The following is a 20,440-nucleotide window of genomic DNA, read 5'->3' on the forward strand; positions in this document are numbered from 1 at the left end:
TAACTGCTTCCGCTTAAATCAATCATTATGATATAATGTATGTTATGAAATTGATCCTATTAATTCTTACAGCATATTTACTTGGCTCCATTCCAACAGGCTTATGGATTGGCCAGTATTTCTATAACATCAACCTGCGTGAGCATGGCTCAGGTAATACCGGTACGACCAATACGTTTCGGATTCTTGGGCTAAAGGCTGGTGCTGCAACCTTATTGATTGATATTTTTAAGGGCACGCTTGCCACGCTTCTTCCGGTTTTGGTTGGCGCTAGCAATGTCTCACCAATTGCTATTGGTTTTTTTGCTGTCCTAGGGCATACCTTTCCTATTTTCGCTGGCTTCAAGGGAGGAAAGGCAGTCGCAACCAGTGCTGGTGTCTTGCTAGGCTTTGCCCCACTCTATCTCCTTTTTTTAGCGGCTGTGTTTGTGCTAACGCTTTATTTGTTTAGCATGATTTCACTGGCTAGTCTAACAGCGTCTGTAGTAGCTGTGATTAGTGTTCTGACTTTTCCTGCCGCCCACTTTTTATTGCCTGGCTACGATTGGCTATTAACCATTACCATCGTTGTGCTAGCAGCAATCATTATCCTAAGGCATCAGGATAATATGAAGCGAATCAAGCAGCAATCTGAAAATCTCATTCCTTGGGGCTTGAACTTAAGCAAGCAGCAGCCCGCAAGCCATCACTAAATCAAAAAGCTGAGCATCAGTTACTATCAGATGCTCAGCTTTTTAAGTGTTGATTAGTTGTCTGCCTGATAAACAATTTGTCCCTTAGCAATGGTGTATTTCACAACTCCCTTTAGGGTTTCCCCAATAAAAGGTGAATTACTAGCCTTTGAAGCAAAGGCTTCTGTTACCAAACGCTCCTCCTTGTCAGCAAAAATAACAAGATCAGCAGGGCCAGACTCAGCCAAATAACCAGCATCAAAGTTATATAGTGAGGCTGGATTAATGGTCATTTTCTCTAATAATCCCATCAATGAAAGATGGCCCGGCTCCACAAGATTTGTCAGGCCTAATGACAATGAGGTTTCTAAGCCGGTCATTCCAGATGGTGCCTTGGTCAGATCAGCAACGGCCTTTTCATCACGATGATGTGGTGCATGATCCGTTGCAATAATAGCTATGACACCTGATTTGAGCCCCTCAATAACTGCTAATCTATCTTGTTCTGTTCTTAGAGGCGGATTCATCTTGGCATTTGCCCCTGCAAGCCGTAAAAGGTCTTCTGTTTTAGAAAAATGCTGCGGTGTTGCCTCGGCTGTGACCTTGGCACCTAACTGCTGAGCAAAGGCAACTACCTTAACAGACTCAGCCTTAGATAAATGTTGAATATGAACATGAGCTTGTCGATCATAGGCAATCATCACATCTCTGGCAATCATACTATATTCTGCCACACCAGTAGCGCCACAAAAATGAAAATGATCCTTAGCGATATGCTCATTGAAGCCAAGGACACCGTTTAATTGGGGATCCTCCTCATGCAGGGCAATGAAGGTCTTGTTGGCCTTAGCCAAATCCAATGCTTCCTTTAAGACCTTGGAGCTCTCTAAAGGAATGCCATCATCAGAAAAACTGACCGCACCAGCTGCTAAGAGCGCTTTAAAGTCTGTTAGCTCTTGGCCATTGAACCGCTTGGTCACACTAGCATTGGTATAAATGTTAATTTTTTCTTTAGCAGCACTTGCTAGAACAACCTGTAAGGTTTCCGTATCTGATATAACAGGATTGGTGTTTGCCATCATGACTACTGTTGTCACCCCACCAGCAGCTGCTGCCAGAGCACCTGTATGAATGTCCTCCTTGTGCGTTTGCCCCGGCTCTCTAAAATGAACATGAATATCCACTAAACCAGGAGCAACAACAAGTCCACTGGCATCGATCTGCTCTGCCTCATCATGCACAATGTCTGGAGCAATCTGTAAAATCCTTCCATTATCAACTAAGACATCTGCCACCTGATCTAGCTGTGATTTTGGATCCATCACACGCCCATTTTTAATTAATAACATGACCCCTCCCTATGTCAAATCTACTTATCTGCTTATCAGGATAATCAAGCATAACCCTAGCAATTTCTGATTTATCTAGGCAGTGATTATTTGTTTTGCTTGACATATCGGACGTAACTGTCTTGATCCCTGATATCATCAATCTCTATTTAGCTAGGTATACCCAAGTCTCCAAAGCCAGATACTTTATTGGTAAATCGTCCTGCTTAGCCATAATAGCCTGCCTCAATGCCTAGCGCAGCCAGTCAATCTGTCCTAGGCCTTCTTTTTCTAAAATGGCGTTAGCTCTTGAAAAGGGCTTGCTGCCAAAAAAGCCACGATAGGCTGACAGAGGGCTAGGGTGAGGGCTTTCGATAACATGGTGAATCGGATTAGTAATCAAGGCCTTCTTTCTTCTCGCATAGGCTCCCCAGAGGACAAACACAACAGGCCTATCCTTAGCATTCAAGACCTTTATGACCGCATCGGTAAAGGGCTCCCAGATAAGACCTGCATGCCCATTGGCACGTCCTTCTGGAACGGTCAAGCAAGCATTCAAAAGCAACACTCCCTGCTCAGCCCAGCTACTGAGATCGTGATGACTCCTTACCCCAATATCTGCTGCTAATTCCTCCAAAATATTTTGCAAAGACGGCGGAGCAGGAATGGAGTCAGGCACTGAAAAGGAAAGTCCCTGAGCTTGAAGAGGGCCATGATAAGGATCCTGCCCTAAAATAAGCACTCTTGTCTCTTCTAATGGCGTTACCTGTAAGGCCTTAAACACATTATCTCTGGGCGGGTAAACCACTCCAGTCGCATAGACCTCATCTAAAAAGCGATTGATACGCCGATAATAATCCTTAGGTAACACTTGTTTAATCTCATCATGCCAAGCTGAATGTGTCATTAGATACCTCTCTAAAACGGTTTTCGTGGAATAATGAAAGCCTTGTCTGATTGTTCAAAGCCAAGCTTAGGGTAATAGGACATCGCCGAAGGTGCTGACAGCAATACAAGAGCAACAGCATCTCCAAGATCCTCTGAGATAAAAGACAGCAATTGCTTGCCTATCCCTTGACCCTGGTATGCCTGATCAACTGCCAGGTCTGAAATATAGCAGACATAAGCATAGTCAGTAAGAGCTCTAGCAACACCAACCAGCTTGTCACCTTCCCATGCTGTCCATAGATAGTTGGAATGCCTTAGCATTTGTGATAATCTAGCCTCGTCCTTAGTCGGTCTTTTAATCCCTGAGGCTTCCAGCACTCGAGCAAAGGCCTGAGTTGAAATCATATGATTTTTCCGAAATACAATAGAGTCTGCCATATCCTACCTCCAACACTCTAGCCAGTCAGTTCTTGACAAAGCTAGCTAACTGATTAGGCTACTTTAGTCTATCATATTTTTATCATAAAAACCCCAGAAATACAATATTTCTAGGGTAAATATTCGGTTTTTAAGAGACTAAGCGCAGCCTCTTTTCTAAAAAGCCCTGACACCGCTCCAACAAGAAGGCAATCACCCAATAAATAAAAGCAACTAAGACATACATAGACATGTAATCCCACTCCCTGCCACCAATAATTTTAGCCTTTTGAAAAATATCAGGAACGGTAATAATAGCTGCCAAGGATGAGCTTTTGACCATATCAATGATGACATTTCCTAAAGGCGGAATAGCAATACGAAAGGCCTGAGGCAAAATCACATGCTTGACAATGCTGATATAAGGCAGCCCCAAAGCCCTTGCTGCCTCCCACTGCCCCTGATCAATAGCATCAATCGAGGCACGAAAGACCTCAGAGATATAGGCTGCACTAACCAGTGAAAAGCCCAAATAGGCACATAGCAAGGCAGACAGCTCTAAGCCATAATAGGGAAGCCCAAAATAAAGAACAAAGAGTACCACAATCATAGGAACCCCACGCATTATGGACACATAACCTCTAACCAGATAATGGCTAAAGTGGCTAGTAGAACGCCTTAAAAAGGCTAAAAGCAAGCCCAGCAAAAGACCTGTTAGAAAGCTTAAAAAAGAAATGCCTAAGGTATAGGGCAAGCCTGATAAAACAAAATCCAAGCTCTCTAGTATCAATCTAAGATCAATCATTGCTTTAGAGCTCCTTTATCTAAGGCACTAGTCCACATCACTGGTATCAATGACTGGAATTTTCTTGTCCTTGCCAAAAGGAACGGTCAAATCCTGACCAGCATAATATGTCTTTGAAATGGTTTTCAAGCTGCCATCTTGTTTCATGTCTTTGATGACCGCATCAATCTTTTTCTTAAGGGTGTCATCTTTTTTACTCATGATAATGCCCTGTGCTGTCGGATTATACAGCACATCACTCATTTTGACATTGAGGTTAGGATTTTGAGACTTCATGTAATCCACAAAAAGCTTTTGTGCAGGATAATCATTGGGAATAAAGTCTGTTCTGCCATTAGCAACATCGTTCAGGTAAACATCACCCGTCACATTATCATAAGTGACTAATTCAGCACCTTGCTTCTTGGCAACCTTCATGTATTCTGTACCAGAGGCGCCAGCTGCTTTTTTCCCTTTCCAATCGCTTAGGTCAGCCTTGCTTATGCCTGAGCTGCCATCAGCACGAACAATCATTCCCCCAACACCATACTTATAAGGCGTTGAGATGTTGTATTTTTTTTGCCGCTTGGCTGTAATGTCAAAATTATTGAGAGAAACATCAACACGACCACTATCAACCGAAGTAAAAGCCTGATCATAGCCTGTTTCAATGAACTTCACCTTAAGATCAAGGCGTTTCCCAATTTCCTTCATCAGGTCAACCTCATAGCCGACCAATTCATTAGCATCATTATAGTACGATGTTGGCTGGTAGGTCGCAGGCGTAGCAACCTTTAAAACACCTTTATCTTTAATCTTTTCCCAGCTTGTTTTTTGAGCTGATGGCTGTGACCCACAGGCGGCTAACAGCAAGCTCGCCAAGCTAACAGAAAGTAAAGCAACTCCTTTTTTCATCAAGAACTCCTTTTTCATTATTAATGACAGTATAGCATTGACTAATCTTATAAGAGACTAGATATGCTCGATTTAACAAAAAAGCTAACCTATAATAGATTAGCTCTGTTTTATAATATTTAACTAGGTAGCTTTAGCAATCCAGCCTGTTCAAACTGTCTAGCTACTCCCAGCAATAAGTCTTCTCGCCCCTTGGCAGCTATCAATTGAATGCCCATCGGCAATCCAGCAGACGTTTCATAGGTTGGCAAGCTAAGGGCTGGCTGGCCTGTCAGATTTGCCAAAGCTGTGTAAGGGGTTATGGATAGGCTCTGCTCAAACATGGCTTCTACTAGCGCTAGGCGCTGACTGGAGGGGTAGCATTCCGTCTTAGCCAGCTTATCTATTAGCTCCTTGCTTGGCTGAAGCTGTCCATGCTTTGGAGCAGGCGTATTGGCGGTAAAGGTCAGCAAAAGATCATACTGCTTATGAAAGCTTGCCATTTCAGCACTATAATGGTCCCAGCGCTGCAGCGCCTGAGAATAGACCGAAGCAAGAATATCCTTACCCGCTTGGTAGATAGCCCAGGTCATGACCTCCATATCTGCTTTGGTCACCTGACGACCAAGGGCTTCTTGGCTATCAGCAAACATAGCAGCTGTCTCAACACTAGTCATCAGGTAGTAATCCCTCATAACCTTTGGTATATCTAGAGGAAGCTTATCTAATCGCACAACCTCATGCCCCATCTCTTTTAGAAAATGACAGGCCTCGACTAAAGCTGTCTGAGCATCTATAGAGGCGGTAGTTCCATCTATCATGTGATCATAAAGAGCAATCCTTAAGGGTCTGTCTAAGGGGTGAAAAAGCTCTTCTTTAGTTAATGGCATTAATGGAAAAGGGCTTTCCACCTGATAAGCCTGCAAGTGATAAAGAAGACGACTTGTGTCTCGAATAGACCTCGTTAAGGCAAAATGAACAGACGCCCCCTGCCAGCCACGATAAGAGCTTGGCCCTACAGGCACTCTTCCTCTGCTTGGCTTTAAACCAATCAAGCCATTAAAGGAGGCAGGAATCCGAATGGACCCTCCTCCGTCACTAGCAGGAGCCAGCAAGGTGATTCCTGAGGACACAAGAGCTGCTGCTCCACCTGATGAGCCACCGGCATTACGACTCTTATCCTGTGGCAAATTTACCGGACCATGTAAGCGGCTATCACTAATATTTTTAAAGCCAAATTCAGGCGTATTGCTTCTTCCTAAAATAATAAAGCCCAGCTCCTCTAGTCGCTGCACAACATAATCCGTTTTTGAGGCACGATAATCCTTAAATAACACTGATCCTGCAGTGGCCAATTGGCCCTCCTGCTCCTGCCCTAAATCCTTTAGAAAAATAGGCACACCAGCAAATGGCTTTCCAGAAAAATCCCTTGCTGCTGCCTCAGCAAGAGCTTCTGAAAAACGCTCTGAGGTAATAGCATTCAACTCAGGATTGAATGCTTGAGCCTTTTTAATTGTGTCTCTCACTAAGGCTGAGGGGCTCACCCTACCTTCTCGAACAGCCTGCGCCATTTCTGTTGCATCTTTAAAAATCGTCAATTCCCTATCCTATCCATCAGCCTTGCTAGACCAACAAGCATGCCCTAACAATAGCTTTTTCTCTATATTTAATCATAAAACAGAGCAAGACGCCATTAAAATGAGCCATTAGACAGGCTACGACTTATTCATCAGGTATGATTAGCAAATGCGCTCAGAAAAAAAGGATTGAAGAGTCATACTCATAAGAGCCCACACCTTCAATCCTATAATCTGTTTCTTTATCACTTATCTAGTCGATGTTTTTAGCGCTGTCCAGTAGTAAGCAACCTCCTGATAGCCTTGGTGCTCATACATGGCGCGATTAGCTTCTTCTGAGATGAGAATGACCTTCTTATAGCCTTGACTGGCCTTACGCTGTAAGGCTGTACCAATACCACGACCACGATAGGCCTCATCTACACTGAAATCGTCCATTTCAATATAGTCGCCACATTCCCAAGCCGTAATATCTCCGATAATCTTCCCTTCCTTGATGGCTAAATAAATGGTTGAGCCGTTTGTCAATAGATTGGCTTCATTATCAGCCTTGCATTGATTGGCATAGGTTTCACCATAAGCCAAATTAGCCTGATATTTGTAAGCCAGATAGGCAGAAAAGCTTGTTTCTGAGAGCTGTTCAATAGTGACTGGTGATATATCACGCTCCTTTAGGTGAAGCTTTGCCAGCTCATTGGTAAAGATCAGGTGCTTTTCAAGGCTAAAGTGATGATCTGTCAAATAAGCTCGCATGTCTGTACTTAGCTCCTCATTTTCAGCAAAAAAGAGAAAGGCGTAGTGACTAGGATAATCCTGCTGCTCTTTTGCCACATAGGCCAAGTCCTTTTTCAAATCAGCCAAAGAAGGCATGCTACGATAGCTAAGGTAATTATCAAAATAGCGCTCAGATACCACAGGATTTTTGTAGTAAGTCAAGCGATCCGTCTGATAATAAATGGTCTCACCCATCTCAAGTAAGTCTTTGTAAGTCATTTTTTCTCTCCTTAAGACATGATCAGCATGTCAGCAGCTTTTCAGTACTGTTTAACTCTCATGCTGCCAATGCTTTTGATCCTCTTTAAATCTTTTTAATAAGGCTAAGCCATCAGCATCAATATAGCCCTTAGCCTTAGCAACCTTAATGAGGTCTGAATAATTAGACAAGGTCACCAAAGAAAGCCCAGCCTTTTCAAAATTGATGCTTGCTACTGGCAATTCATAGGTAAAAATTGCCACCACTCCTAGTACATCAGCACCTTCGCGACTAGCTGCCGCTGCCGCCTCCAGAACTGATCCACCTGTTGAAATCAAATCCTCGATAATCACCATTTTTTGCCCGCAGCGCACATGCCCTTCTATTTGGTTGCCTGCTCCATGATCCTTTGGCTTGCTGCGGATATAGGCAAAAGGCAGGTCCATCTTATCTGCAACGATAGCACCATGTGGAATACCAGCAGTTGCTGTGCCAGCAATCACCTCAACCTCTGGAAATACTGCCTTAATCGTCTCCACAAAGCCATTTTCAATCAAGCTTCTGGTTTTTGGATAAGAAAGGGTGATCCGATTGTCCGTATAAATCGGTGATGTAATGCCTGACGCCCAAGTAAAGGGCTCCTTTGGTCTTAGGTAAACGGCCTTAATCTCAAGTAAATCTGTTGCAATTTGTGCTGCTAGTGTCATTTTTCTCCTCTTTTCCTTGGTGTCATAGTCCAGCTATATGTGTCATGATGATCCTGCTGCTAACGGTTCCACTCTGCCTTAATCTGGTGATAAGCCTTGACAGGGTCTGTAGCCCGAGTGATTGGACGACCAAGAACAATATAGTCACTTCCGATAGCTCTAGCTTGATGAGGGGTCATCACTCGCTTTTGATCTCCGATATCAGCACCTGTTGGGCGAATCCCAGGTGTCAAACACACAAAGCCTACTGGCACTTCTGCCTTAATGGCCTTGACCTCATGGGCTGAGCAAACCACACCATCTAGCTTAGCCTGAGCGGTACGCTTGGCATAGTGAAGCACAGATGCTATCAGTGTGGATTGAATGTTTTGATCCTCACGCATTTGCTCTTCGCTAGTTGATGTTAGCTGTGTCACCGCAATGAGAATCGGGCCCTCCCCCAAGCCCTCACGCGCTGCTCTAAGCATCTCTACACCTCCAGCAGCCTGCACAGTCGTCATGTCTATACCAAGCCTTGATAGGACTGCCATCGTTGATCTGACTGTATTTGGAATATCATGCAGCTTCAAATCCAGAAAAACACTGTGGCCTAAGGACTTGATATAACGGACAATGTCTGGTCCTTCAGCATAATACAGTTCCATACCAATCTTAACGTATAGCCTCTCATCAGCTGGAAACAGCGACAAAAATGACTTGACCTCCTCAAAGGAAGGAAAATCTAAGGCAATAATAGGGCGTTCTTCTCGCATAACCTATCCTTTCTATGCAGTTTGGGAATACTCCCAAATAAATCATGCCCACCCGTCTAACGAGCGGTTTACTGGTCTTATGGATCCTTGCTACAAGACCAACTGAAAGTCACATCATAAAAGCCTCACTTCCAAAGAAGCGAGGCTACACGAAAATCAAGAGAGCAAGCCCTCTCGCCTTATCCTGTGTACCTTGCTCGCCTCTCTGGACTCACTTAAAGGTAACTTATCTTAACCATTATAGCTTTTTTTACAGCCCCTGTCAAAGGGTTTTGACGTCACTTACAGCTAACCTAACAAGGCTAAGTCTGAAAACAGCCAACATGTAATACACCCTTGGCACACTGCTCACCCTAAAGCTAGACTTGTCATGAGAGAGGCGTCCTACAAGACTTAACCAGTCACTACCCAAGCCTAGTCCAGCCTAATCTAATGGCAAAGAGCAGCCGGAGCAGCAAATTCCTTCAATGACATGGTGCTAATTTTTAGAGAGGAAAAAACATCAATTAAAACACCAAAAACACGCGTTCTTTTATCACCAACAATGGCCTGAAAGACCTCCTTGGACTGGCAGAGCTTAATCAAGCCATCTATCCCTTTTATCCAATTATCAACAATATCTAAGGCCTTGTTCATGAGCTTAAAGGCTGACTCCTCATACCAAAAGGTCGACTCAATCAAACGCTGCTGCTTATTTAAGGTATCCACCAAGGTGATAATATCACCTAATTCCATTTGGACAAGAGAGACAGGAAACTCACTTCCCAAAATAGATGGTGTCCTCTCAACTAGCTTCAGCTCATCTCTAAATAATGTCAAATAGTGAGTGCTGACCAACAGCTTTTGAATTAATACCTGATGACTACTTTGTCCCGTCATATTTACACCATCACCACCCTTTATCTCAAAACATTAAATATATCAATATTATTAATATAACACAAGAAAATTAAAAGAGCAATGGAAAAATAGGTATTATCTGACATTATCACGATTACTTTTTACCGATCAAGACCAGCCGTTTATCAAAACACAGGCATGCCAAAAATAAGCGGCAAAAAGCGATAAAACTGCCTATTTGCCAGCTCTTTTTTACCTGGGTACAACACTAGCATCAAGCTAGCTTCACCGCACAAGCTAGGCTACCGCTTGTGAAGCCTTGTCTTAAGCTCTAATAAAGGCACTTGATTCTTTGTACTATTTAAGATAGACTGTCAGTATGAGAATCCAACAACTACAATACATTATAAAGATTGTTGAATGCGGTTCCATGAACGAAGCCGCTAAGCAATTATTTATCACGCAGCCCAGTCTGTCTAATGCTGTCAAGGAATTAGAGCAGGAGATGGGCATTACTATTTTCATTCGTAATCCCAAGGGCATTACCTTAACCAAGGACGGGGTTGAGTTTCTATCTTATGCCAGACAAATTATTGAACAAACAGCACTGCTAGAGGATCGCTATAAAAATCACAATACTAGTCGTGAGCTTTTTAGTGTTTCCTCTCAGCATTACGCCTTTGTTGTCAATGCTTTTGTGTCTTTATTAAAGCGGGCTGATATGACCCAGTACGAGCTTTTCTTGCGAGAAACAAGAACCTGGGAAATCATTGACGATGTGAAAAATTTTCGCTCAGAAATCGGCGTTTTGTTTATCAATGACTACAACCGAGACGTCCTTACCAAGCTGTTTGAGGAACATCATTTGACCGTTTCCACCCTATTTAAAACCACACCGCATATCTTTATCAGCAAGTCCAATCCTCTGGCAAATAAAACCAGCTTAACCATTGATGATCTCCTTGATTTTCCTTATCTAAGCTATGACCAAGGGATTCACAATTCCTTTTATTTCTCAGAGGAGATGATGGCACATATCCCTCATAGCAAATCTATTGTGGTGAGCGACCGAGCCACCCTATTTAATCTCATGATTGGTTTAAATGGCTACACCGTTGCCAGCGGTATTTTAAACACAAATCTAAATGGAGATCAGATTGTCGCTATTCCCTTAGATGTTCCTGATGTGATTGAGATTGTCTTTATCAAGCACGAAAAAGCTAACCTCTCAAAAATGGGAGAGCGATTTATTGACTACCTGCTAGAAGAAATTAACTTCAATCATTAATTGACTACTAGCTAAACACAAAAAACCTGAAAGACCTGTTCTAAGGCTCTAAGCTGACTAGTCACAGCTAGCTTAGAGAAGCCTAGTTCAGATCGTTCAGGTTTTTTATTATTGCTAATCTTTCAAGTAGCTAAGGCTTGGCGCTGTCTAACAGCTCCTTTGCGATGACAGCATTAACGACATCAAAATAGAAGGGCTCTTTGATATAGTTAACACCAGAAAAAACTGCTAAGCTAATCAAACCATCTAGAAAGGCTTGAGAAGAAAAATGAGTTGTCCGATATAGCTCCTCCTCATCAAAGGGTTTGATCAAATGTGCTAGGGGGTTGCGGACTGATTTTTCAAACTGCCTTAAGACTACCACTAACTTCTTAATATCAGCTGGAAGCTCCGATAAAACAAGTAAATCAGCCAGGCTACGTGTCGTCACATGACGCGGCTGTCTTTGTGCCAGATAGCTCCTAAAGAGGGCATTATCGGCTTTTTCCATTGCTTTAAAATTCCAAGTGTCATATTGATCATTCTTGGTATCAATAATATAGCTTTGAACATCTGGGATAGCCTGCTCAAGCAGCCGCAAAAAGAGACGATATAAGACAGGGGACACTGACCTCACAAAATCAATAATCTCACCGTTTTTGACCTTAGCTGCCAAATCAAGCAGGTAATTTGCAATCTGCTCCTCCTCTTGGGCTTCATTTAACAAAAGCTTAACCTGATGTCTATCCTCAATAAGCCTATTTTCCGCCCTATGTTGAAAGGCATAAGCAACGTTAAGCTCTCTTCTTTCCTTTAAAAGCTCAAGCAAATAAAGTACCTTGGGTGAAAAATCAGGCAGAGTTCTTGCAATTTTGTAGGCATGACTATAAGCATAAACTTCTAAAAGAATACTTATCGTATGTTCCATATCAGTCATCACTCTAATGTCCCAATCCTTATTTTTCCTCATCTTATCGATCAAAGGACTAGCAGCGACCCAGCGTTACCGCTAACCTAAGAGCAAGCCTTAAAGCTCTGCCAAAATAGCCTTAACCAAGCCTTTAAAGTTTTCCTTGATACGCTCAGTTACCTCTACAACCTCTTCATGGTTAAGCTCTGATTGGAAGCCTGCTGCAAAGTTCGTAATCGCTGAAATTCCAAGCACCTTCAAGCCTGAGTGGGCAGCGATAATAACCTCCGGCACAGTTGACATACCAACAGCATCTGCCCCCATAACCTTAAAGGCACGAATCTCAGCTGGAGTTTCATAGGTTGGTCCTGAACAGCCAAGGTAAACTCCCTCTTGCAGGTCTAGGCCTAGCTTTTCTGCTACCAAACGAGCTGTATCACGATAAGCTGCTGTATAAGCATCAGACATATCTGGGAAGCGTGGACCAAATTCATCTAGGTTTTCACCAATAAGAGGGTTTGTCCCTGTCATATTGATATGGTCATTAATCAGCATCAGTGTTCCAGGGCTATATCCGATACCACCTGCTGCATTTGTCACAAGCAGGCTATGGCAGCCAAGAGCCTTCATCACACGTACTGGGAAGGTCACAACCTCCATTGGATTGCCTTCGTAGAAATGGAAGCGCCCTTGAAGTGCCAATACCTTACGGCCGGCTAACTTACCATAAACTAATTTTCCGGCATGACCAACAACTGTTGATTTGCCCCAGTTTGGAATATCAGCATAATCAATCACAATCGCCTGCTCAACCTCATTGGCTAGCTCACCTAGACCAGAGCCTAGAATGAGACCAAATTCAGGCTTGTCAATGCCCTTGCTTTCTAGGAAAGCCTGTGTTTCACGAATTTTTTCAAGTAATGTCATCTTATTTCTCCTTTTATCTTATTTTATTTTTTACTATAAAACATGCTTCTCTTGAGCTTTTTGCTGTAGCAAAGTCCAATAAATCAACTAATATCATACCGATCATCAGAACTAGACAACCTGCCACAAGCCTATTAATAGACCTAACCACAGCGCTGGTTTTCAATTTGATACGCCAAGCTCCTTTGCCTATCAAATGGTATTTGCTTACTCCTATACCAAGTCAGCTAAGAATGATGTTCCAATCATAGCAGTGTCCACACCGAAGTTTTCGGCAATAGTCGCTGAAATATCAGCAAAATGTCCCTGTGGAATCACACCTGCTCCAGTGCAGGAGGCTGAGTAAGCAAGCAATGGAATATACTCACGTGTGTGGTCAGTTCCAGCATAGGTTGGGTCATTACCATGATCAGCTGTAATCAAGAGCAGATCATCGTCCTTCATATTAGCAATGATCTCTGGCAAGCGACGATCAAATTCATGCAAGCAGTCACGATAGCCCTCTGGATCACGACGGTGACCAAAGCTGGCATCAAAATCAACTAAGTTAGTAAAAGAAAGACCTTTTGTAAATGCTGGCAGCTGCAAGGTTTTGATCAAGGTATCAATCCCATGACTGTTAGACTTATTGTGCCCCATATCGTTGGTAATTCCTGAGCCATTAAAGATATCATTGATTTTCCCAACAGCGTAAGTAGAAATCCCAGCGTCAGCCAGCTTATTCAAGACAGTGTCTTGGAACGGTGAAACTGCATAATCATGACGATTAGCTGTACGGGTGAAGCTGCCTGGCTCTCCTACATACGGACGTGCGATAATACGACCTAACAGAGCAGGACGCTCAAGGGTAATGGAACGCGCATACTCACAAATCCGGTAAAGCTCCTCAACAGGAATCACCTCCTCATGTGCTGCAATTTGCAATACAGGGTCAGCAGAGGTATAAACAATCAGCTCACCGGTTTCCATTTGACGGGGACCAAAATCATCAATCACCTTTGTTCCTGAGTAAGGCTTATTGGCTTCACGAATAACCTTACGACCTGAAAAAGCTTCGATTTTTTGGATAATCTCCTCTGGAAAGCCGTCCCAGAAAGTATCAAATGGCTCAGTAATGTTCAAGCCCATGATTTCCCAGTGACCTGTCATGGTGTCCTTACCAAGAGATACCTCTTCCAATTTGGTGACATAGCCAGTAGGATCAGCCTCGGCTGGAACTGTCTTTAGGGGTACAGGACGAGGAATATGACCAAGTCCAATTTTTGCCATATTTGGAACAGCCAGACCAGCTGTCTCTGAAATATGACCGAGGGTGTCAGAATCTGTATCAGCTACACCAGCATTAAAGAATTTGTCGGCATCTGGTGCTGCACCAATACCAACAGAATCTAGAACGACTAAGTGAATACGATTAAATTTTGACATAAGTCTCCAATCTAGGGGAGGTTACGGTTGGCTCCCCAAAACCTATAAAATAATGTAAAACATGATTGAGCTAGGAATTAGGTTGACTGATTAGCTTCAAGGACCGTTACACCAGCCTGACCAGCAACAATGACCTTATCAACCATACCATTGAAAAGGCCATGCTCGACGACACCAACAGTTTGATCCAGCAGACGCCCAAACTCAAAAGGATTTTCGATACAGCCAAGGTCAAGATCAATGATAAAGTTCTGCATATCCGTTATGAGACGCTTATCCCCCTTCATGCGAAAAGAGGGCTTATAGCCAGCCCTTTCAAAGACTCGAAATAGCCTATCAGCACCGTATTGAACGACCTCAACAGGGAGCTTGAAAGCACCTAAATGATCCACTAGCTTTGATTCATCAACAACCCAGATGTATTCCTTGGTTGGTGTTGCAACGATTTTCTCCATCAATAGAGCCGCTCCACCACCCTTGATACCGTTAAAGGCCTTATCCACCTCATCAGCACCATCAACAGTCAGGTCAATGCAGTCAATATCATCAATTGATGTTAAGGGAATACCTAGGCCCTCTGCCTGCTTGGTTGTCACACTTGAGGTCGTCACACCAACAACCTGTAGTCCTTCTTCCTTGATGCGACGTCCAATTTCTTCAACAAAGTAATAAGCTGTTGATCCTGTTCCTAATCCAATGGTCATTCCATCTGTTACATATTGCGCAGCAGTCACACCGGCAAGCTTTTTCAGTGCTTCCATGATTCCCCCCTTATTAATAAAATGCTTCCTAGCACCTTATTATACCATGAAAGCGCAAACTTGTTAATGAAAATCTCACACTGTTTGCGCCAATTTTCCTTCTCCATTGTGAATTAACATTAGACATGCCGCTCTTAAGCTTGCCTTCACGGCTGTCATTAAAGCCTTAATCAAATCTGGATCAGACAACACAAGCTGACCAGAAGCTATAATCAAGAGCATTAAGGCCATCAGAGCAAATGCTCTTGATTGTCGAACCTTTATACCTCAAAAAGTAAGATTTTTATAGCTTTGAACATACAAAAAAAAGAGGAGCAGACCGATCCTCTCAAAATATTGGCCATACACCATTAGCCTGCTGGTCCGACGACCCCAGATACATGTCAATACTCATTGGCTCTCTCCTTTTTTCAGATAATCTTCGGATTCTTGTTCTATTGATGGTGATCTAAGCTTAATTTGCGATAACCTGATGTTTTCACCAAATCATCGTAGGCTTCTGCAAAAAGCTGTTCATTGGAATTGACATACCCAAAATAGATGACATCAGCAATATCCTCATGATTGAAGAAAAGATACTCATTATCATTTCCTATACCTTCTGGATAAGGGACTGCGGCATAATCAAAATAGCCGATTTCTCCATTATCATCAAAAAGAGAGGCACGACTCACAATCATCAAAGGAATTTCTCCTGTCTCAGTCAATACTATAGTACCAATCGGTAAAATGTGTTCTGGTTTGTTCATAATGTTTTATTGTCCTTTCGTTTTGCGAATAAGTTTGATGTAAATAATATGTTTAATAATAAGATTCCATAGAAATTGTGGAATTAGCGAGATTAACAAACTTGTTACAGATAATGCAGCGAGATAATCTCCAAACGAACGCGGATGGAAGTAAGCATAATAGGCAATAGGAATTGCTAAAAAAGCTATCAGGAAAGCCCCATAAGTCCCCACAAATGGCTTACTACCTTGGGGCATGACATCATTTTCACGAATAGTGATATCATACATTGTTTTAAAATAGTAGTGCTGTTGTTCCAAACTAGGGTTCTTTTTTGCTAGAGGATATAAATTTCTAAGTCCTAACATAAGTAACTCAAAAGACAGGAAACTGAGTAGTCCCACCATTAGCGGTGCATATTTGAAAATCATTGAATTAGTGTCACTGTTGAAAACGCCCAGACGTCTAACAACAATAACAAATAAAAATATGGCTAACGGAGATAAGCTACCAGCTATGATACTCAGTATTGAAGCTATCTTTTGCTGAGTTCTAATCTTATCATCACTGGGCTGACGCCACGTGACCTTTCCAGTCCATAAGTCATACTCAGCTGCTAGTCCGTTTCCAGTCAAGCCCGTTCCCATACCATTATCTACGGGAAATAACAACGTTCTCATTAACATTACCATGCTAAACTCCTTCCTGATTGTTTAGGTTTCATCTTTTAAGATTCTTTCCTTCGTTTTACGAATTAGTTTGATGTAGATAATGTGCTTTAATAGAACATTCCATAAAAAGTTGGGAACTAGGGAAATAAGAATACTTGTTACAAGCAGGATTGATAAATGACCATAATCCAAATTAGGGAATTGCTCCGGATTCAGATAAACATAATAGCTAAATGGAATACAGAGTAAAGAAATACCAAAGGCAAAATAAGTAGCTATATAAGGAGTTTTTAGATTATCTGACGACAAATTTCTACGAATAGCAAAATCAAACATCTTTTCAAAATAGTCATGCTGCCGCTTCAAATCTGGTTCCTCCTGTGCCAACGGGTCACGAACTCTGATCGCAAGCATTAAAGCCTCAAACGCAAGAAATAAAACGATTCCAAGAATAATTGGAGCATAGATATCAATTTTCTCTGATAAGTCTTCCTCGAAAATAGGGAAACTTCTACTCAACAGTATCATTCCTGCAACAGTAACTGGTGATAAGCATGAGGCAATAATCAAAAGGTTAGACGTTAGTGCTTGTTGCTTTTCAATTGTTTGTTTGGTGGCTTGTCGCCACGTGACCTTTCCAGTCCATAGGTCATACTCAGCTGCATAACCATCACCAGTCAATCCTGAATCAAGTCCGTTATCAACTGGAAATAACAGTGTTCTCATTAACATTACCATGCTAAACTCCTTCTTGATTGTTTATCTTTCACTCTCTAAAATTCTTTCTTTTGTTTTGCGAATAAGTTTGACGTAGATAATATGCTTCAAAATACCATTCCATATAAAATTGGGAAATAGAGAAATCAGTACACTTGTTACAGATAATGCAGCAAGATAATCCCCAAATGAAGATGGGTGCAAGTAAAAATGATAACAAAGTGGAATGATTAAAAAAATTAGAAAGAAAGTGATGTACAGACCTACATAAGGTACTGATAAATTATTAAAAACACCTGAATTGTCATGTATAGTATTATCATACATTGTACGATAATAGTATAGTTGACGATCTAAATCGGGCTCTTCCTCTAATATCGTATATCTACTTCTAAGCGCCAACATCAATAATTCAAACGATATAAAAAGGATAAATCCAACTATTAGCGGTGCCCACTTGAAAATCATTGAATTAGTGTCACTGTTGAAAACGCCCAGACGTCTAACAACAATAACAAATAAAAATATAGCCAATGGAGATAAGCTACCAGCTATGAGATTAAGTACAAATGCTACCTTTTGTTGGGTTCTAATCTTATCATCACTGGGCTGACGCCACGTGACCTTTCCAGTCCACAAATCATACTCAGCTGATAAGCCGTCTCCAATTAAGTTATTATCCATACCATTATCTATGGGAAATAACAAGGTTCTCATTAACATTACCATACTAAACTCCTTCCTGATTGTTTAGGTTTTACAGTTTTATCTAATTGAGCATTCACTGCATTACCAACTTTACTACCGAACCATCCTACAGCAATACTACCCACGACTGAACCAAGGGCAGCGCCTACTCCCGGAATCGGAATAAGCATTTGCCCAACAGCTGCTCCAGCTACACGACCGATATTGCTTCCGACAACAGTTGTTGCAGTATCGACAGCTACCTTACGGGCTGTTAAAGCAGCAGTTTGTTCATTGCTATAGCCTTTTTTCTTGTAAGTTTCAACCGAGTCCTTAACATTGATAGCGGCACCTACCCAACCCGCAACTTTGAGACCTTTTCCTGCAAACTTGAGCACCTTGCTTGCAGCTTTTCCAACGTTCCCAAACTTACCGAGACTTTTACCCAGGTTATTCTCCTTCATCATTTTCAAGTCTCTATTTAGGCGTCCATGCTCATATGACTTGAGTTTTGACGATATGCTGCTTAGCCCTTTATCAACTTTCTTTAACCCTTTACCAACTTTGGTTAGGTCATCACCATCTTTGGAGATTCTAGAAACAAGCGATTGGACTTTCTTACTCTTCTTCAATTGCTTGATACCAGGTAAGTCTGTGTAACGGGCGCCTTTTTTAGAGAAGACTTTATCTTTGATCCCTCCCTTATCAAAATTGGGATCGTTTTTAGACGCTTTCCAAATATTCCATTTTTTGTTTGGTGTATTTTTCCAATAATGTTTACCTGAATGTTTCCAATAATATCTTCCTGAGGAAACGATATACAGCCCACCCTTTGTATACTTGACTAGCTTCTTTACACTCTTTATTTTGTTCCTATTTTCATCTGACAGAACACCGTCCATCACAAAACGATAGGCATCTTCGTACTTAATCCCAGTTTCTCTTGAGAGTTTTTCTGCTGCCTGCTTTAACTTAAGCTTCGAGGCTTTTTCCTCCCTTTGCGTCCACCTCTTTTCTACTACCTTGGTCCACTCTAGATCAAGAGCCCTAGGAAGGGTGAACGTCTGACTTGTCCCATTCCAAGAGGTCTTGGTTTGTCTGATACCTGTATTGACTGCCTCGGCTAAGGCTGCAATAGATGAAAAAAGGTGACGAGAATTGCTATCAAACTCTCGCAGCTTAAGGAGCTTCTCTTCTAATTTTCTCTTGACTTGACGCTGGTTACTCTCCCCACTTTTGAGATTAGTAATATAAGAGTAATTCGGCACCTCCTGCCGATACTCCAGATCAATCAACTCAACGTAACGACCTATGATGCGGTCTGAGCGGCTGATCTGATCCACCAGCTCACTCTCCTTCAAATCCACACTATCAACCTGACGACGGTAGTCATTGGGAAATGCTGCACAGGCTTCCTTGATGGCTTCATCTAGCAGGATACAGCCCCTCATCAAAGGGATCAATACCTGCTCGCTGTACCTTTTAGCAGAAGCATAGGTATGCCCTGATAAGTCAGGACTAGAGGACACCAATTGCTCCAAGGCTCTTTGCAAAGACCTATAAGCTGTTATCCGCTGCTGCAAGACCTTACCAACGCTACTAGCCTGCTGGTCCGACGACCCCAGATACATGTCAATACTCATTGGCTCTCTCCTTTTCTTTGACTAGCTTTAATTTTCGGGTAAGGGCTTCTTCCTCCTGATACAAACGACGCTGTTCTCCTAAGAGCTCCTCATGACTTTGTTCCAAGGACACTTGTGTTTTTCTTTCCAAATAACGCCCCTCTTCCAAAGCCCCTTCAAAGAGATGACTATCTGGTGATGAACGAAAGGTGGTTGCAGCTTCTGTTAACAGCTGTGCCGCTAGGTTAGATAGCTCCTCATAGTCTTCAAAGCGCTGTTCATTACGCTTGAGCTCTTGGGCTATGGTTTCCAAGCGTTTATCCAATCTCTCCTTCTGGTACATGAGCTCATTTTGGGTCATTGAGACTAAACCTCCGCCTGTTTTCTAAACGCCCTAACTCTTTTCCAAGCTGAAGATCCATCGCTTGAAAAGAGGCAGAGACACTCTGAATGTGTTGCGACATAGAAGCGATGATCCCAACTACCTGCGCTGAAACGTTGTGCGATAAATCAATGGCAGAGCTGGCATCACTACGATTTCCAGTAACGGTCGTCTTCATATCTTTGCTCACCGCACCAGCACTAGAGAGGGATTGGACTCCTCTTGCCAAAGCTGTCGCTCGCTCACTAGCTGTGCTACTGTTATTTTGTAATACTACCATATAACCCTTTCTAACTCTCTAATAATTGTATATATTTTATTATAACAAAATAATCTACCTTATTGCTAGTGTATAATGAACTAATCTAACCATAATCATAACGTTATATACTTAAATTAATGCTATTTAGTGCTATTATCTATACTAAGTTTAGGATATTTAATATGGTCTGCCTCCTTTTTAAAAAAGTCTTGAGCTTCTCTTTCACTATCATCAATATAGCCTTCAAGC

22 protein-coding genes and 1 pseudogene are annotated in these 20,440 nt (G+C 42.2%); 2 read left to right on the forward strand and 21 right to left on the reverse strand.

What is annotated here, in order from left to right:
• The first annotated feature begins 44 nt into the window (after window positions 1-44).
• The gene (plsY, locus tag I2432_RS06155; RefSeq protein WP_012515764.1) at window positions 45-692 is read left to right on the forward strand and encodes a glycerol-3-phosphate 1-O-acyltransferase PlsY; all 648 of its coding nucleotides are present in this window, start codon (window positions 45-47) and stop codon (window positions 690-692) included.
• A 53-nt stretch (window positions 693-745) separates the two neighbouring features.
• Here the strand turns inward: plsY and I2432_RS06160 are convergent, their stop codons facing one another.
• The 10 genes and pseudogenes from I2432_RS06160 to I2432_RS06205 all read right to left on the reverse strand — a co-directional run.
• Complete coding sequence (locus I2432_RS06160; protein ID WP_206152479.1) at window positions 746-2,020, reverse strand: dihydroorotase; 1,275 nt, start codon at window positions 2,018-2,020, stop codon at window positions 746-748.
• A 232-nt stretch (window positions 2,021-2,252) separates the two neighbouring features.
• Window positions 2,253-2,906, reverse strand: a complete 654-nt coding sequence (locus I2432_RS06165) for a uracil-DNA glycosylase (RefSeq protein ID WP_014623000.1) — start codon at window positions 2,904-2,906, stop codon at window positions 2,253-2,255.
• An 11-nt stretch (window positions 2,907-2,917) separates the two neighbouring features.
• Window positions 2,918-3,325: a GNAT family N-acetyltransferase gene (locus I2432_RS06170; RefSeq protein ID WP_012677828.1), complete on the reverse strand. Its 408-nt coding sequence runs from the start codon at window positions 3,323-3,325 to the stop codon at window positions 2,918-2,920.
• 130 nt (window positions 3,326-3,455) lie between these two features.
• Window positions 3,456-4,109 (reverse strand): amino acid ABC transporter permease, encoded by a 654-nt coding sequence (locus tag I2432_RS06175; protein ID WP_206152478.1) that lies wholly within the window; start codon window positions 4,107-4,109, stop codon window positions 3,456-3,458.
• 27 nt (window positions 4,110-4,136) lie between these two features.
• A complete protein-coding gene (locus tag I2432_RS06180) occupies window positions 4,137-5,003 on the reverse strand; it encodes a transporter substrate-binding domain-containing protein (protein ID WP_042670768.1) in 867 nt (288 codons plus the stop codon).
• A gap of 119 nt (window positions 5,004-5,122) precedes the next feature.
• Window positions 5,123-6,580, reverse strand: coding sequence for an amidase (locus I2432_RS06185; protein WP_138119411.1), 1,458 nt, complete (start codon window positions 6,578-6,580; stop codon window positions 5,123-5,125).
• A 228-nt stretch (window positions 6,581-6,808) separates the two neighbouring features.
• Window positions 6,809-7,552: a GNAT family N-acetyltransferase gene (locus I2432_RS06190; RefSeq protein WP_012677824.1), complete on the reverse strand. Its 744-nt coding sequence runs from the start codon at window positions 7,550-7,552 to the stop codon at window positions 6,809-6,811.
• Between the two features lie 51 nt (window positions 7,553-7,603).
• Window positions 7,604-8,239, reverse strand: a complete 636-nt coding sequence (gene pyrE / locus I2432_RS06195) for an orotate phosphoribosyltransferase (protein WP_012515772.1) — start codon at window positions 8,237-8,239, stop codon at window positions 7,604-7,606.
• Window positions 8,240-8,298: 59 nt separating this feature from the next.
• Complete coding sequence (pyrF, locus tag I2432_RS06200) at window positions 8,299-8,991, reverse strand: orotidine-5'-phosphate decarboxylase (protein WP_042670772.1); 693 nt, start codon at window positions 8,989-8,991, stop codon at window positions 8,299-8,301.
• 438 nt (window positions 8,992-9,429) lie between these two features.
• A pseudogene (locus I2432_RS06205) lies at window positions 9,430-9,870 on the reverse strand (hypothetical protein); the annotation flags it as partial.
• A 340-nt stretch (window positions 9,871-10,210) separates the two neighbouring features.
• Here I2432_RS06205 and I2432_RS06210 point away from each other — a divergent pair.
• A complete protein-coding gene (locus I2432_RS06210; RefSeq protein WP_012677820.1) occupies window positions 10,211-11,119 on the forward strand; it encodes a LysR family transcriptional regulator in 909 nt (302 codons plus the stop codon).
• A gap of 130 nt (window positions 11,120-11,249) precedes the next feature.
• Here I2432_RS06210 and I2432_RS06215 read toward each other — a convergent pair whose 3' ends face one another.
• From I2432_RS06215 to I2432_RS06265, 11 genes are all read right to left on the reverse strand, one after another.
• Window positions 11,250-12,035, reverse strand: coding sequence for a hypothetical protein (locus I2432_RS06215; RefSeq protein WP_021320860.1), 786 nt, complete (start codon window positions 12,033-12,035; stop codon window positions 11,250-11,252).
• A 90-nt stretch (window positions 12,036-12,125) separates the two neighbouring features.
• Window positions 12,126-12,935, reverse strand: a complete 810-nt coding sequence (locus tag I2432_RS06220) for a purine-nucleoside phosphorylase (protein ID WP_206158669.1) — start codon at window positions 12,933-12,935, stop codon at window positions 12,126-12,128.
• A 213-nt stretch (window positions 12,936-13,148) separates the two neighbouring features.
• Window positions 13,149-14,360, reverse strand: coding sequence for a phosphopentomutase (locus I2432_RS06225; RefSeq protein WP_014623010.1), 1,212 nt, complete (start codon window positions 14,358-14,360; stop codon window positions 13,149-13,151).
• A 77-nt stretch (window positions 14,361-14,437) separates the two neighbouring features.
• Window positions 14,438-15,121: a ribose-5-phosphate isomerase RpiA gene (gene rpiA, locus I2432_RS06230; RefSeq protein ID WP_138119415.1), complete on the reverse strand. Its 684-nt coding sequence runs from the start codon at window positions 15,119-15,121 to the stop codon at window positions 14,438-14,440.
• 434 nt (window positions 15,122-15,555) lie between these two features.
• Window positions 15,556-15,870 (reverse strand): DUF4176 domain-containing protein, encoded by a 315-nt coding sequence (locus tag I2432_RS06235; protein ID WP_043036962.1) that lies wholly within the window; start codon window positions 15,868-15,870, stop codon window positions 15,556-15,558.
• Between the two features lie 6 nt (window positions 15,871-15,876).
• Window positions 15,877-16,542: a hypothetical protein gene (locus I2432_RS06240; protein ID WP_206158670.1), complete on the reverse strand. Its 666-nt coding sequence runs from the start codon at window positions 16,540-16,542 to the stop codon at window positions 15,877-15,879.
• Between the two features lie 21 nt (window positions 16,543-16,563).
• Window positions 16,564-17,259: a hypothetical protein gene (locus I2432_RS06245; protein WP_043025989.1), complete on the reverse strand. Its 696-nt coding sequence runs from the start codon at window positions 17,257-17,259 to the stop codon at window positions 16,564-16,566.
• A 21-nt stretch (window positions 17,260-17,280) separates the two neighbouring features.
• Window positions 17,281-17,967, reverse strand: a complete 687-nt coding sequence (locus tag I2432_RS06250) for a hypothetical protein (protein ID WP_138119419.1) — start codon at window positions 17,965-17,967, stop codon at window positions 17,281-17,283.
• Window positions 17,961-19,568, reverse strand: coding sequence for a glycine zipper domain-containing protein (locus I2432_RS06255; RefSeq protein ID WP_231151016.1), 1,608 nt, complete (start codon window positions 19,566-19,568; stop codon window positions 17,961-17,963). The genes I2432_RS06250 and I2432_RS06255 overlap by 7 nt, the downstream gene beginning before the upstream one ends.
• Window positions 19,558-19,908: a hypothetical protein gene (locus I2432_RS06260; protein ID WP_228294441.1), complete on the reverse strand. Its 351-nt coding sequence runs from the start codon at window positions 19,906-19,908 to the stop codon at window positions 19,558-19,560. Before I2432_RS06260 ends, I2432_RS06255 begins: the two co-directional genes overlap by 11 nt.
• A complete protein-coding gene (locus I2432_RS06265; RefSeq protein WP_138119422.1) occupies window positions 19,895-20,209 on the reverse strand; it encodes a TIGR04197 family type VII secretion effector in 315 nt (104 codons plus the stop codon). The genes I2432_RS06260 and I2432_RS06265 overlap by 14 nt, the downstream gene beginning before the upstream one ends.
• Between the last annotated feature and the right edge of the window lie 231 nt (window positions 20,210-20,440).

It is taken from the genome of Streptococcus equi subsp. zooepidemicus (genome assembly GCF_015689395.1).
Classification (GTDB): Bacteria; Bacillota; Bacilli; order Lactobacillales; family Streptococcaceae; genus Streptococcus; species Streptococcus equi.

What these genes read in the sequence shown, in the direction of transcription:
- rpiA (WP_138119415.1), bottom strand. Translation starts at nt 15,121, where the DNA reads ATGGAAGCACTGAAAAAGCTTGCCGGTGTGACTGCTGCGCAATATGTA.
- I2432_RS06190 (WP_012677824.1), bottom strand. Translation starts at nt 7,552, where the DNA reads ATGACTTACAAAGACTTACTTGAGATGGGTGAGACCATTTATTATCAG.
- pyrE (WP_012515772.1), bottom strand. Translation starts at nt 8,239, where the DNA reads ATGACACTAGCAGCACAAATTGCAACAGATTTACTTGAGATTAAGGCC.
- I2432_RS06235 (WP_043036962.1), bottom strand. Translation starts at nt 15,870, where the DNA reads ATGAACAAACCAGAACACATTTTACCGATTGGTACTATAGTATTGACT.
- I2432_RS06265 (WP_138119422.1), bottom strand. Translation starts at nt 20,209, where the DNA reads ATGGTAGTATTACAAAATAACAGTAGCACAGCTAGTGAGCGAGCGACA.
- I2432_RS06255 (WP_231151016.1), bottom strand. Translation starts at nt 19,568, where the DNA reads ATGAGTATTGACATGTATCTGGGGTCGTCGGACCAGCAGGCTAGTAGC.
- I2432_RS06220 (WP_206158669.1), bottom strand. Translation starts at nt 12,935, where the DNA reads ATGACATTACTTGAAAAAATTCGTGAAACACAGGCTTTCCTAGAAAGC.
- I2432_RS06225 (WP_014623010.1), bottom strand. Translation starts at nt 14,360, where the DNA reads ATGTCAAAATTTAATCGTATTCACTTAGTCGTTCTAGATTCTGTTGGT.
- I2432_RS06245 (WP_043025989.1), bottom strand. Translation starts at nt 17,259, where the DNA reads ATGGTAATGTTAATGAGAACACTGTTATTTCCAGTTGATAACGGACTT.
- I2432_RS06250 (WP_138119419.1), bottom strand. Translation starts at nt 17,967, where the DNA reads ATGGTAATGTTAATGAGAACCTTGTTATTTCCCATAGATAATGGTATG.
- I2432_RS06175 (WP_206152478.1), bottom strand. Translation starts at nt 4,109, where the DNA reads ATGATTGATCTTAGATTGATACTAGAGAGCTTGGATTTTGTTTTATCA.
- I2432_RS06160 (WP_206152479.1), bottom strand. Translation starts at nt 2,020, where the DNA reads ATGTTATTAATTAAAAATGGGCGTGTGATGGATCCAAAATCACAGCTA.
- I2432_RS06165 (WP_014623000.1), bottom strand. Translation starts at nt 2,906, where the DNA reads ATGACACATTCAGCTTGGCATGATGAGATTAAACAAGTGTTACCTAAG.
- pyrF (WP_042670772.1), bottom strand. Translation starts at nt 8,991, where the DNA reads ATGCGAGAAGAACGCCCTATTATTGCCTTAGATTTTCCTTCCTTTGAG.
- plsY (WP_012515764.1), top strand. Translation starts at nt 45, where the DNA reads ATGAAATTGATCCTATTAATTCTTACAGCATATTTACTTGGCTCCATT.
- I2432_RS06180 (WP_042670768.1), bottom strand. Translation starts at nt 5,003, where the DNA reads ATGAAAAAAGGAGTTGCTTTACTTTCTGTTAGCTTGGCGAGCTTGCTG.
- I2432_RS06210 (WP_012677820.1), top strand. Translation starts at nt 10,211, where the DNA reads ATGAGAATCCAACAACTACAATACATTATAAAGATTGTTGAATGCGGT.
- I2432_RS06215 (WP_021320860.1), bottom strand. Translation starts at nt 12,035, where the DNA reads ATGACTGATATGGAACATACGATAAGTATTCTTTTAGAAGTTTATGCT.
- I2432_RS06240 (WP_206158670.1), bottom strand. Translation starts at nt 16,542, where the DNA reads ATGGTAATGTTAATGAGAACGTTGTTATTTCCCGTAGATAATGGTATG.
- I2432_RS06170 (WP_012677828.1), bottom strand. Translation starts at nt 3,325, where the DNA reads ATGGCAGACTCTATTGTATTTCGGAAAAATCATATGATTTCAACTCAG.
- I2432_RS06260 (WP_228294441.1), bottom strand. Translation starts at nt 19,908, where the DNA reads ATGACCCAAAATGAGCTCATGTACCAGAAGGAGAGATTGGATAAACGC.